This is a genomic window from Paenibacillus oleatilyticus (genome assembly GCF_018998565.1).
GTDB classification, from domain to species: domain Bacteria; phylum Bacillota; class Bacilli; order Paenibacillales; family NBRC-103111; genus Paenibacillus_G; species Paenibacillus_G oleatilyticus.
Map to the genome: position 1 here is coordinate 105,604 of NZ_JAHNZO010000010.1, position 12,653 is coordinate 118,256.

General features: G+C 48.1%; 11 protein-coding genes and 1 riboswitch. Of the genes, 9 read left to right on the forward strand and 2 right to left on the reverse strand.

Annotated features, from left to right (window positions below):
* Positions 1-3 precede the first annotated feature (3 nt).
* Complete coding sequence (locus KQX66_RS14930) at positions 4-1,389, forward strand: ABC transporter substrate-binding protein (RefSeq protein WP_253957164.1); 1,386 nt, start codon at positions 4-6, stop codon at positions 1,387-1,389.
* A gap of 714 nt (positions 1,390-2,103) precedes the next feature.
* Here the strand turns inward: KQX66_RS14930 and KQX66_RS14935 are convergent.
* Positions 2,104-2,850, reverse strand: a complete 747-nt coding sequence (locus KQX66_RS14935; RefSeq protein WP_216793639.1) for a hypothetical protein — start codon at positions 2,848-2,850, stop codon at positions 2,104-2,106.
* A 306-nt stretch (positions 2,851-3,156) separates the two neighbouring features.
* Here KQX66_RS14935 and KQX66_RS14940 point away from each other — a divergent pair, with 306 nt between their 5' ends.
* The 7 genes from KQX66_RS14940 to KQX66_RS14970 all read left to right on the forward strand — a co-directional run bounded on the left by KQX66_RS14940 (position 3,157) and on the right by KQX66_RS14970 (position 9,137).
* Complete coding sequence (locus KQX66_RS14940; protein WP_216793640.1) at positions 3,157-4,176, forward strand: helix-turn-helix domain-containing protein; 1,020 nt, start codon at positions 3,157-3,159, stop codon at positions 4,174-4,176.
* Between the two features lie 409 nt (positions 4,177-4,585).
* Positions 4,586-4,801 carry an aspartyl-phosphate phosphatase Spo0E family protein gene (locus KQX66_RS14945; RefSeq protein WP_438804196.1) on the forward strand — a complete coding sequence of 72 codons (216 nt, stop codon included), beginning with the start codon at positions 4,586-4,588 and terminating at the stop codon, positions 4,799-4,801.
* 26 nt (positions 4,802-4,827) lie between these two features.
* Positions 4,828-5,280: an AbrB/MazE/SpoVT family DNA-binding domain-containing protein gene (locus KQX66_RS14950; RefSeq protein ID WP_216793642.1), complete on the forward strand. Its 453-nt coding sequence runs from the start codon at positions 4,828-4,830 to the stop codon at positions 5,278-5,280.
* 283 nt (positions 5,281-5,563) lie between these two features.
* The gene (locus tag KQX66_RS14955) at positions 5,564-6,142 is read left to right on the forward strand and encodes a hypothetical protein (RefSeq protein ID WP_216793643.1); all 579 of its coding nucleotides are present in this window, start codon (positions 5,564-5,566) and stop codon (positions 6,140-6,142) included.
* 78 nt (positions 6,143-6,220) lie between these two features.
* Positions 6,221-7,090 carry a carbohydrate ABC transporter permease gene (locus KQX66_RS14960; protein WP_216793644.1) on the forward strand — a complete coding sequence of 290 codons (870 nt, stop codon included), beginning with the start codon at positions 6,221-6,223 and terminating at the stop codon, positions 7,088-7,090.
* Positions 7,087-7,977 (forward strand): carbohydrate ABC transporter permease, encoded by an 891-nt coding sequence (locus KQX66_RS14965; protein WP_216793645.1) that lies wholly within the window; start codon positions 7,087-7,089, stop codon positions 7,975-7,977. Before KQX66_RS14960 ends, KQX66_RS14965 begins: the two co-directional genes overlap by 4 nt.
* A gap of 14 nt (positions 7,978-7,991) precedes the next feature.
* On the forward strand, positions 7,992-9,137 hold the full coding sequence (locus tag KQX66_RS14970) for an efflux RND transporter periplasmic adaptor subunit (protein ID WP_216793646.1): 1,146 nt from the start codon (positions 7,992-7,994) through the stop codon (positions 9,135-9,137).
* Positions 9,138-9,196: 59 nt separating this feature from the next.
* On the opposite strand, the gene KQX66_RS14975 is transcribed toward KQX66_RS14970, so the two are convergent.
* Positions 9,197-10,909 (reverse strand): methyl-accepting chemotaxis protein, encoded by a 1,713-nt coding sequence (locus KQX66_RS14975; RefSeq protein ID WP_216793647.1) that lies wholly within the window; start codon positions 10,907-10,909, stop codon positions 9,197-9,199.
* A gap of 79 nt (positions 10,910-10,988) precedes the next feature.
* Positions 10,989-11,076: riboswitch (cyclic di-GMP riboswitch) on the reverse strand.
* A gap of 284 nt (positions 11,077-11,360) precedes the next feature.
* On the opposite strand from KQX66_RS14975, the gene KQX66_RS14980 reads away from it, so the two are divergent.
* A complete protein-coding gene (locus KQX66_RS14980) occupies positions 11,361-12,392 on the forward strand; it encodes a BMP family protein (RefSeq protein WP_216793648.1) in 1,032 nt (343 codons plus the stop codon).
* Positions 12,393-12,653 lie beyond the last annotated feature (261 nt).

Below are 12,653 nucleotides of genomic sequence, written 5' to 3' on the forward strand. Positions count from 1 at the left end.
AACATGAGAAAAGCATGGCTAAGCCTAAGCGGCTGCTTATTGATGATCGCGGCGACGGCTTGCAGCGCCGGTGGAGGCTCCGGAGAAGCGGCGCAGCCGGAAGGCGGCCCGAACAAGAACGAGGCGCAAGCGGAAACGGCAAACAAGACCACCGAAACCGCTCAATCGCAGGGCGGCAAGAAGACGGTTGTGCTTTCGACGTTGTTTCATGGCGATTTTTTCAAAGACGCGAAGCGCAAATATGAGGAAAAGCACCCGAATATCGAGATCCAGATTAGCTATCATCAAATGGACGAAGGCGATCCTCACGCCGAGGAGAAGATAGAAAACTTTATCAAAAAGACGAACACGCAAATGTTATCCGGGAAAGGGCCAGATCTGGTGGAGATGGACCATCTGCCTATGGATAACTACGTGAATAAGAAAGTGCTTGCCAATTTGAGCGACATGATGGAGAAGGACCCCGAGTTCAAGAAGGAACAATATTTCCAGAACATTTTGGAAGGGGTCAAGCTGAACGGCAGCGTCTACGGGATGCCGACCAGCTTCTTCTTGGACGGTCTTGTCGGGGACGAAGAGGCGATCCGGAAAACGGGGGTGACCTTCGACGACGCCCGTTGGACCTGGAGCGAATTCAGCGAGACCGCCAAAGCGATGGCGAAAAAAGGGGATCAGCGTTATGGCTTTATGAGCTATCCCGCCGGACTGTTAAATGTAATGGTAAAAAGTAACTATTCCTTATATGTCGATCAGGTCAATCGGAAAGCCAATTTCCAATCCGAGCCCTTTATCAACTTAATGAAGCAAGTCAAGTCGATGTTCGACGAGAAGGTCGTGACGCAAGAGCCGCGCCAAGCGTATTTCAGAATGCAGCATATCATCTCGCCCGCGGATTATATTTTGACGCCGAAGGAAATTTTCGATCAACCCAAGCTGTATTCCAAACCGAAGGGAGAAGGCCAAAAAGCCGGAGGTTTTTTCCATGCTTACCGGAAGATGGGCATAAACGAGAAATCCGCCGTGAAGAAGGAAGCCTGGGATTTTATCAAATTTCTGATGTCCGAGGAGATGCAGCCTTCACCGGAACGAGCCGGCTTTCCTATGAACAAAGCCATATTTCACAAGCAAGTGAAGCAATTGCTTCAGACCGGCACCGTCAAGGCTCATGAGGAAGGACCGCTCAAGGGCAAGACGTTCAAAGTGACCGAAGCGGATCTTCAGGGATTGGAGCAGCATGTGTCGGGGGCTATCTATCATGTGCCGTTCCAGCCTTCCAAGCTGGAAGGTATTATTATCAAAGAGTCGGAAGCCTTCTTCAAGGGCCAAAAGTCCGCGGAGGACGTGGCAAAGCTAATTCAGAATCGGGCGACGACTTTCTTGAACGAATGAAGATGATAGGAAACATTTTGTTTATAAGTTGGAGAATTCAGGAGAGGTGCTTGTGCGGAGAGAACTTTCGGTCGGTCGAGGTTTTTATTAGCCGGGATCGACCCGGTTGATAGAATAAGAACCTTCGCAGGGAATGCGAAGGTTCTTTGTTTACGCTCATTCGTTGAAGAAAATAAAATAGAAAGTAACACAATATCCAATAAAGGTCAGTATAATACTCAGTAAAATTAACTTCGCATACGGAGTGCTACGGATCTTATAGTATGCTATCCCCAACGACAACATGCTGACTAAAAAGAAGATAAGCATTACAGTCGCAAAAATTTAGATCATTCCTTTCCTTATGTCAGCTAAACCTGTGGTAATAATATTTTGCATCCTTCGAAGCCGACCACCAAATGTACGAAGGGCGGAGAAGCCTATGTTAAATGCGGGGACGCGAATCTCTAATGAGCTGCGGAAGGCGTCCGGGCAACCAACAACATAGAATTTAAAGAACAAGGGTCACACCGCAATATAAGCGATAGTGACCCTTGTTTCTAGCGCTTTCTCTTAAAATTAATTACTAGTGCCAAGGTAGCAAGCGGACCGATAATAAGAGAAATGAAAAACCAGAATAATCCATTCAGATTCTTACTTTGAGCAAGTCCTGCGTTTACAAGCGCAAGCGAAAGCCAATATATAAGATGGTATTCTATCTAAAGCACCTCCCAATTATTTCAAGGTATGGGTGCTATCATTATACCAAATTTGCTGCCAAATGCCTTTATTGATGTTGTTTAGAGCTGGAGTATTCCCTTCAAATTTGGCATATCCTGCATTCCCATCTCCTTTTAAATAGCCGATAAGAGCATATTCAACGAAGCCTCCAGCGGGAACCATTTTTGCCGTCCAATTCTGCCTTGCATATGCTTCGCTGCCGGAAGTCTCCTTTGATGCTGACCCAGACTCGCTGATAATAACCCCGGGGTTATAATTTCGGTGTGCTCCATTGGCATCGACAACTTTTGTGACACGCCCACCATTAGCGAGATCGAACCTGTACGTAAGTGTCAGGTAAAAAGTTGTAATGCTAACACCTAACACAGTTGACTCCCATTGAGCATTCAACGTATTAGGTAGGTCAGAAACAAAAGTAGCTTTTGTTTCTACTGGTACTCCCTCAATCATCACAGTCTGATTTTTGAGTTCCAACACTTTCCCAATTTCAGAGGATTGAAGAACTTTCAAAAATTTTTCTTGATCGTAGGAAGAAAGCGCTTTGAATTTTTCCAATACCTCAGTTGCGCCGGGATCAGTCTTTTGTTTCTCCGTCAAATATTCCACATACCCGGAAACCGTTAAGGAATTGTTTTGACTAGGGGCAGCAGATGCAACGGTGGAGAACATCGCCAAAAAAATGCATACAACGAGCGACCAAAGAGTTACTTTTTTGAAACCATTCGTCATTGATAAAGTCATTCAAACCGCTCCTTAAAAAATATTTTGAACAATGGTCGGCCGACTGACTTGTTCAAACATAAATTATCACAATAATACAAAATATGGGATAGGAATAGGAGTCTATTTTCGTTTTGATAATTTCCTCAAAATGTACAAGTGATTACAGTGATTACCAAATAACAGTTAAGCTTTGTAGAAGTTTATCGAATCGTCGTGTTTTGTGTAAGAATTTAGGCTGAGAAAATCAATTAATTGTAAGACGAAACTTACTTTGCTATAATTAAAAATTGTAAAAATATACATTTAAAAGGAAGGTTATGTGCTATGGTGGGCGTTAAATTAAAAACCATCTCAGATATTATCTTCCAACTTAGAAAAGAGAAAAATTTGACATACGCAAAACTTGAAGAGCTAACAGGGGTAAGTAAAAGTGTACTAAATCGTATAGAGCGCGGGGAAACGAAGCGGCTTGAATTTAAAAATTTGAAGGCTATAGCTACCACTTTTCCTGCACAATATTTCGAGATTATGGAGTGTTACCTACAAGAAGAAAATCGGATAAACACTTTGTTTGAAGTACTCGAAGAAGTGACTACCTGTGAAAAGAACTTTTTGCTAGTTCCGAAAGTGGGGACGCGGATATTGGAGTTGCATACGGTAGAGACGGAAGAATCGCTTCGACGATTGTTTGACTTTACCAGAAAAGTAAACCATGATTCACTGAAAATATCGCTCTATGCAATAATCATAAAGTATTCCAGAGAACGCGGAGTGCCGTATTACGTAGCCAAAGGGCTGCTTCAAAAGTATTTGATTGAGAGGAACGATTTCGATAAATTGGAAGAATCCTTTCAATCAGGCCAAGAAATTTTACACTACACTAATTTTTTATCACGTGAGGAGAAAATTACTTATTACTTTAGAATGGTTTTACATGCATATAACATCAAAAAGTTTAAAGAATGCATACAACTCTGTGAGGAAGGTCTTCCGCTAGAAAAAGAAGATACTGAACTTAAAGCGAGGGCCTATTTGACGATGATTAATTCATATTCGCAATTAAAAGATTACGATGCGGTTGAGAAGCACCTGGATACTTTTGAAAACATGAAGAATGATTTTGTTATCGAATCCGCCAAGATTACTCGGGCCTTAACAAAAGCAAGAAAGAAAGAGTTTGATATAGCTATACCTTGCTTAAAAAATATATTGACGAGGTCAGCTTGGATAATAAGATACACATTGCAGATGAACTACTTGAAATTTATTTTCAATTGGGGGATTTTAAATCTATTGAAGAAATATTGGAAAGGGAAAAAGAGTTTTTACCTAAACAGCCACTAACACCACATAAATTGGCGACTATTGGAAAATTCCATAGATACAAAGGATATTACCAACTTAGTATCGGCTTGCTTGGTCAACAGGTAAAGAGCAAAAAGATCACGGCTGATAACTTGGCGGAAATGTTCCACGAAGTCGGTCTTATTGCATCTCGTTTGAATCATCAGAGTGATCAGCTTGTCGGTAAAGACGTCATTGGAAGAGGTTAAAGTAGATGTAACGGGCCGGAATGAATATAAGCCATTATAAATAAGTGTTTTCGGTTAAAACAGGTGATCATAAACCTGTTTTTTTATTTTTTGAAGTTGCACAAAATGGAATTACAAGTTTTCTATGAGATGTATGGTACAGTTAATTTTGTAAAAAAACAAAATTGCAATAGTTGAAAAAAGTGGACTGCCATATGACCATGTTAGCAAATGGAGAGGAGGCTTGTGTAACCCTTGGACTAAACAATTTAGATGATGGTGCGTTACTCAATGCCATGAAAAACATTCGGAACCAAATGAAAGAAGCAGTACAGCAAGGCGAAAGCTTAACGAGTGAATATGTGGTCCAGTTGAGTCAACAATTAGATACATACGTTTTAATTGCTCAAATTCGAAAAATGCGGTGTGTGAGCTAGAAATCGTTTTTGTTTGAGGTGTGCTTATGCAAGAGGATAGAAGAACCGGAATTGTTAGAGTGGTCGACAATGTAGGTAGAATCGTAATTCCTACGGAGCTTAGGCATATGTTGAATCTTAATCCCAATGTTCAGACGGAGTATTTTTGTGATGACGAGAGAAAGGCGATTTTGGTTTATAGATATCACGGCAAAGAATGTTTGTTTTGCTTAAGTGAGAAACAAACCATTCACTTCAAAAAATTTTATATTTGTATGTCCTGTATTCAAAGCCTTCCGGCGCTTCAAGTTTTCTTGGCGCGGGTAGAACGTGAACGAGCAAGTGAGAGAAACAAGAAAGAAAATACTTCAAGAAGAAAAAAAGCATTGGATCGGCTACATCGAGCAATGAAGGAAAACCCTGGAGCCTCACAAAAAGAGTTAGCCAAAATCTTGGGATTTTCAGAGGCCTGGGTTAGTAAGTTGATTAGGGACCTATAGATGGATCGGGTGCTAAACACCATATAAAAGAGTTCTGGCCAATGGTCAGGACTCTTTTATATGGTGATGCATTCCATGAATGCCGTTGCCCTTCTTCATGCATCTTCAAGTTTTCGCACCCCCCAAAAACCTGCGAACCCGCTAATTTACTGGATTTTGTACCAAGTTGTTCATCGTTGTCCAACTCCGTTACATTTTGTTTACAACTCGGAGAAGTTTTCTTTACATCCTCCATTTATAACTGAGAATAGGGATGGACAACAATAAAGGAGTGAGAGACAAGATGAAAAAAACAGGAGTGCTACTGCTCAGCTTCACCTTAATCGCGATGTTGGCCGCTTGCAGCAGCGGTGCCGTTAAGCAAGGTAATAAGGGAGGCAGCTCTGCAAATCAGACAAAGACCGGGCAGCAGGACGGTTCATCGACGGAGGGCAAGACATCGACCGAGAGCAAGACGCTATCGGAGGATAAAACCTCAACCGACGATAAAACGGCGGCCGGAGATAAAGGGACGAACGATGAGAAATCGCCGGCAGGAGGCACGGCAGTTGCTGGCGCATCGCCCGGAGGCGGAGCGTCACCGGATGCGAAGGCTCCGGCGGAAAGCAAAGGAACGGCGGAGAGCAGGGCTTCTGCAGACAGCAAGTCTTCTCCGAGAGCAGCGGAGTCAAAAGGTACTGTGGTTTCTCCGGGAGCGGCACCGTCATTAGGCGGAAAGGCCGCGTCGGAACGCAAGCCATCGTCCGAATCCGGGCCGGTGAGGGGGAGCAAAGCTCCGGCGGAAGCGACGCCATCCGGAACGGATCAAGTGCCGGCAGGCTCTGCGCCTGCGAGCGTAGTCCAGCCTGCGACGTCGTCGTAAACAGGGGGAATTTGAACGAATAAAGGGCATGGACGCGGGGGCGCCGTTGGCTTTCCCGCGTTTTGCATGGAGGCCGGCATGAAATTTCCCGCATTCCTCAAGAAAGACACGGTACTGGCTCTGCTGTTCCTTGCGCCGAGCGTTGGCGGGTTTGCGCTTTTTTATGCAATCCCGTTTGTAATGGGGCTCGTTTACTCCTTTATGGACGGCACGATGGACGGAAAATTCGTAGGCCTCGCCAATTATCAGGAGCTGCTGGCCAGAGGTTCGTTTCGGAATGCCGCGTGGAACACCGCTCTCTTTACATCCGTCAGCGTACCGTTGATGATCGCTATTTCTTTAGGGCTGGCGCTGCTTTTGAACGGAAATGTGTTTTTTCGCCAATGGCTGCGAACTGCCTATATTTTACCGCTTGTCGTGCCGGTCGCCTCGATCGTGCTGATCTGGCAAATCGGCTTCGACTGGAACGGCGCGGTCAACGGGTGGCTGGACCGCTTCGGGGTTCAGCGGATCGACTGGATGAAATCGGAATGGGCCATCGTCGTCATCACGGCGATTTATATATGGAAGAACATCGGGTACAACATGATTTTGTTTTTGGCGGGGGTTCAAGCGATTCCCGAGAGCTATTACGAAATCGCCCGTCTTGAAGGGGCGGGGCCGTTCACGAAGCTGCGGATTACCCTTGTCTATTTAATTCCGACGATGTTTTTCGTCGTTCTGATGTCGATTATGAATTCGTTCAAAGTGTTCAGGGAAGCGTACTTGCTGGCCGGCGGCTATCCGCACGACAGTATTTATATGCTTCAGCATTACATGAACAATATGTTTCTTTCGCTCGATATTCAGAAGCTAACGGCGGCTGCAAGCCTTATGGTCGGCTGTATTATGATCATCGCGCTTGGATTATTCAGGATGGAACGCGGTTTCCGGAGGTTTATGGAATGAAGCTGGGGGAGAAGAAAGCGGCGCTGCTGCAAAAATGGCTGATGACCTTCGTGCTGCTCGTCCTTGCTCTGGTGATGCTGTTCCCTATCGGGATTACCTTCACGAATTCGCTCATGACGGAGCGTGAGATCGGCATTAACTACGATCTGGTCGGAAAAATGCTGGGCGCGGATTCCGGAAGACAACACGAATTTGTCAATTTAAAGCTCATCCCCGATTGGGTATCGTTGGAGCAATTTAACAAAGTGCTGATCCAGTCTCCGAAGTTTTTGTTTCTGTTCTGGAACTCCGTGCTCATGGTCGTGCCGATCGTATTCGGTCAAACGGCCGTTGCCGCCTTGGCGGCCTATGCTTTCGCCATGCTTCGGTTTCCCGGCAGGGACTCGTTGTTTCTTATTTATATTATGGCGATGCTGATGCCGTTTCAGGTGACGCTGGTACCTAACTATATTATGGCCGATAAGCTCGGCATCCTGAACAGCGTCGCCGCCATTATTTTGCCGGGCGTATTTGCGACCTACGGCGTATTCCTGCTGCGGCAGTTCATGCTGCACATTCCCGCTCCGCTAATCGAAGCCGCCCGGCTGGACGGAGCGGGAGCCGGAACGATTTTTCTTACGATCGTTCTGCCGCTGGTGAAGCCGGGATTGGCGGCGCTGACGGTTTTGCTGTTCGTAGATTACTGGAACATGGTCGAGCAGCCGCTTATTTTTTTGGAGGACCCGCTCCGGCATCCGCTATCCGTCTATTTGGCGAGCATTCAGGAGGAGGCGCGGGGCGTAGGCTTTGCCGCTTCTTTGCTCTACATGAGCCCGGTTGTTCTGCTGTTTCTGTATGCGGAGTCTTATTTTATCAGAGGAATCCAGTCATCCGGCATTAAAGGATAGGAGAGATGCATACGGTGGAGCCGCAAGGGATAGAGCTGGCGGAGGCTCGAAAAAAACGAAAAGTGGTGGTGATTTCGGGGGTATTCTTCGGTCTGCTGCTTGTGCTCACGTTATTCAGCAATACGCTGCAGGCGATCACGCTGCCCAAGGTTCGGACGGAAACGCCGATTAAGGGGAAGCTGGTCCACAGCATCGAAGCGAACGGTACGCTTAAACCAGTGGAGGAAGCCGAATTGAAAAACGAGACCGGCTGGAAGGTGAAGGCCGTTCATGTGAAAGTGGGGGATGCCGTCGTCAAGGACCAGCCGCTGATTACGTATGACAGCAAACCGGCCGATCGGCAAATTGCGGATGAGCAAACCGCCTTGAAGCAGCAAAAGCTGCAGCTGGAAGGGCTGTTCGAAAGCTTCGTCGAAGCGAACCGGACCGGGGATTCTACGGTGATCGGCAAGGCCAAGCGGGACATCGAATCGCGGCAGCTCGACATTGATGTCCGTGAGCGCAAGATTCAGGCCCTACAAGAAGACTTGGCGGCCCAGCGTCAAATTGTAGCTCCGTTTGACGGAATTGTCACAAGCGTCCGCGCGACCGAGGGGCTTCCTTCTTCGCCGGGCCAGTCGGTTGTCCGCGTATCCAATGCGAGCCGGGGCTACGGAATGTCCGTGCCGGTGGCGGCCGACCTCGCAGCGCTTCTGTCCGTCGGGGAAAAGATTGAGGTGGAGGTAAAGGACCAGACGGTCCAAGTGATGGAAGGCCGGATTGAGGAAATCGCTGATACGCAAATGGAGCTGGCAGGTGGCGCAGGGGAGAAGCAGGACGCCCCTCCGGTCATGAAAACGGTCCGCATTGCCGTTCAGGGCGAAGGCCTGAAAGGAGGGGAGCGGGCGGCAGTCCGGCTGCTAAAATCGGTGTCGGCTGACGAGCAGCTTGTGATTTCGAATGAGGCTATCCACAAGGATCGCGAGGGGAAATTCGTCTATGTGATCGAAGAGCGGAAAGGCCCGCTAGGCAACGGCTTTTATGTGCGCAAGAGCTATATTCGGACCGCCGATGCGAACACGAATCAGACCGCCGTCCGGGAAGGCATCTTGCCGATTGATCAAGTCATCGTCGAAACCAGCGAGCCCTTGCAGGCAGGGAACCGGGTACGACTGCAATAATGGGAAAGGCCCTTCCGCTATCCGAAGCGAAAGGGCCTTCTTGCGACTGGGGCAGAGGGCTAGCTCTTAAACCGCAGCGTAATGTCATGCATTTCTTGAGCCATCTTCGTCAGCGCGTTGACGGCATCCGAAATTTCCTCCATCGTGGCGAGCTGCTCTTCCGAAGCGGCGGCTACGCTCTCCGTCCTCGAGAAGGCGGCTTCCGAGATGCTCTTCATCTGATGAAGGGAAGCCGTGATCTGCTCGGTACCGGCAGACATTTCCTCCGAAGCGGCGGATACCTCTTGCATTTGATTGGCCACCTCTTGAACCGCAACCAAAATGTTGCGGAAGGCTTCTCCGGCTTCCTTCATAACGACCGTGCCGTTCTCGACTTCCCGGTTTCCTTTGTCCATCGCCACGACAGCCGTCTTGGTCTCGCTCTGAATCTGCTTAATGATCCCGGAAATTTGCTCGGCCGATTGGCGCGATTGCTCGGCCAGCTTCCGCACCTCGTCCGCCACGACGGCGAAGCCCCGCCCGTGCTCCCCGGCTCTTGCCGCTTCGATAGCGGCATTGAGAGCGAGCAGATTCGTTTGTGCGGAAATATCCGTAATGACGTCGACGATCTGTCCGATCTCTTGGGAGCGGATTCCCAATTGATTGACCATCTGAGCGGATTCACTGACCGAGGTGCGGATCAAATCCATCTGGGACACTGCATTTTGGATCGATTTGTTGCCTTCTGCCGCTTCCTTGGAAGCTTCTGCGGACATCGCGGAAACGCTGCTGGAAAATTCGGCGATCCGGTTAATGCCTGTAGCCATTTCCTCCATAGCCCGAACGCTTTCCGTCGTACTTTGATATTGCTGGTCGGCGCCGCCGGCAATTTCTTGAATCGCCTGCACCACTTGGTTGGTCGATTGAGTGGATTGTTCGGAGCTGGCGAGCAATTGCTCCGAGCTGGCGGATAAATTTTGCGCTTCCATGCTGATCTTCACGATAAGAGTTCTCAAACCGGCGATCATCCCGTTAAAATCGTTGGTGAGCAGGCCGATTTCGTCTCGGGACCGATAGGTACCGCTAACCGTTAAATCCCCGTCTTGCGCTTGAGCCATCAATTGTTGAATATGGCGGATCGGGCGCGTGATCATGCTTGCTATGCCATAGCCGATCAACGAGCACAGCAGCACGGCCAATAAAGTAACGACCACGATAACCGTCGTAGCGAATTTGGAGCTTTGAATGCTTTTCTCGTAGAACACTTTGGCGTCTTCTTCGTTGTATTTGACGACATTTTCCAGATTCTTGATCATCTCGGCGCGGATCGGTTTGAAGGAGGTGACGTATTCTTTATACGCCTCTTCTTTATTGTTCGCGACCGCGAGCGCGTCGACTTTTTTCTTTGCTTCGTTATTTTTCGGAATCAAATTGATAAAGGCTTGGTACTGCTCCTGCGCCCGCTCCGATAACGGAAGCTGCTCCAGCTGCTTGCGCACCGCTTGGTTTTTGTCCCGCGTTTGGGTAATTTGCTGCTGGATTTGCTTGATGAACGCTTCGTCTTTGGTGAGCAGCATTTCTAGCTGCAGGGAATCCATCTGCGAGTTGCCGAACAGCAAAGCTTCGACAAGGGTGTTGGGAACCAGCTTCTCCTCGTACATGGCGCGCGCGTTGTTCCCCATCGTCTTCATGACCACGTAACCGGTAATGCCGATGACCAGCAGAAATACGATCGCGAGGCTGAGCAGCCCCAAGATTTTGGTGCGGATTTTTACATTTTGTAGAAACTGCATCTCCCAAGCATCCTCCATTGCGTTAAAGTGCAATAAAAAAACCATCCCGAAAAAAAGGATGGACGGATCCCAACCAAATTTCGGCGGCCCGGCTGCCGTAGATTGAATCTCTCCTTAGGCCCGTGGCTTTGCGTCCTTTTCTTTCGAAAAGTTTGCCATTGTCGTATTTTGTCGCATTATGGATGTATAGCTTTCCGCCAAAGTATAATATAGCCCTACGGAAAAGACAAGACTTTTTAACTAAATCCAAATACTTATATTCGGACGGGGCAGGAATCCGCAGATAGGTTTAATGTCACGTTGAAATGGTAATGTATTCCTGTTTTGGACCGGTTTCATAGACTTTCGACATAGAAAATTTATTTTTCGTCATCGTTTGACAAAAATCGAAGTCTGGTTTATTCTCGGTTGTGTCCGGACAAAACTAATTTTTGGAATGAGGGAAAGCATCTTGAGAAAACTTCTTTCAAAGCTGGCTTTGTCGAGTTTGGCCATCATGATCCTGATATTCTCATCCGGCTTCTCAAGTGCGGAGGCCAGCAACGAGCACGCGAAGAAACAGAAAAAGCTTAAAGTCGCTTTGCTGCTGCCCGGTCCTGCGAACGACGGCGGCTTCATGGAATCCGCTTACCGCGGACTGATGAAAGCGAAGGAAGACTTCCGCCTGAAAGCGACCTATGTGGATAATGTCCCGCACGATACGGCGAAAATTGCCGATGAGCTGCGCAAGCTGGCCAAGAAGAAGCCTGATATGATCATCGCTCATGCCGGGCAAAGCTCGGAAGCCGTAAAGTTGGTCTCCAAGGAATTCCCGAAAATTAAATTTGTAAATACGCAAACGAACCTGACCGGCGATAATTTGTCCAGCTACCAGGTGAAGCAGGAAGAATCCGCATGGCTTGCCGGCGCTGCCGCAGGGCTGCTGACCAAATCCAATGTCGTGTCGCATATTTCCGGCGCGCGGGTCACTCCCGGATTTCATGGGCGTGCCGCATTTGCCGGAGGCTTGAAATACACGAATCCGAATGCAACGTTCCTGACCACCTTCACCGGTAACCAGGACGATGCCGCTTTGGCTAAAAAAGTCGCGCAGGCACAAATCGCTGCCGGCTCGGATATGATCTTCACCATGTTGAACGTCGCCCGTTCGGGCGTGACGGAAGCGGCGCGCGAGAATGGCGTGTTCCAATTCGGCAACGTGCGCGATTACTATGCGGATGCGCCCGACGTCTTCATCGGCTCCGCGATTTCCGATGCCAGCTTCACGGTATACGGCGCAATCAAGGATCTGGCCGAAGGCAAATGGAAGCCGAACACGGTCGTGAAGATCGGACTCGAAAATCCGGATGCGGTCCGTCTGGCGCTTGCTCCAACCGTTCCGCAGGAAGTGAAGGACAAGATCGCCGTATTTACGGAGAAAATCAAATCCGATGAAATTGTAGTTCCTTCGCAATATACGGGGCCTGAATTTGAAGTGAAATAAACGTGTCACATGGAAACAAGCACTGCGGTAGTTTGCTGCCGGGTGCTTGTTTTTTTTGTCATGAAACTTACAATCCGTTCCTAAAACTAACATTTTACTGGGGAGCGGCCGATAAAAGGTAGAGTTCGTTTTTGGCGGGATTTCCGTACGGAGGAAAGCAAAAGGCTGCTGAAGGAATTGGAAGCGGTGCTGCCGAAACATTATTTTATGTAGGAGTGAGAGCATTGGAACACGCACATACCGAAGGAGAACACCGGTTTC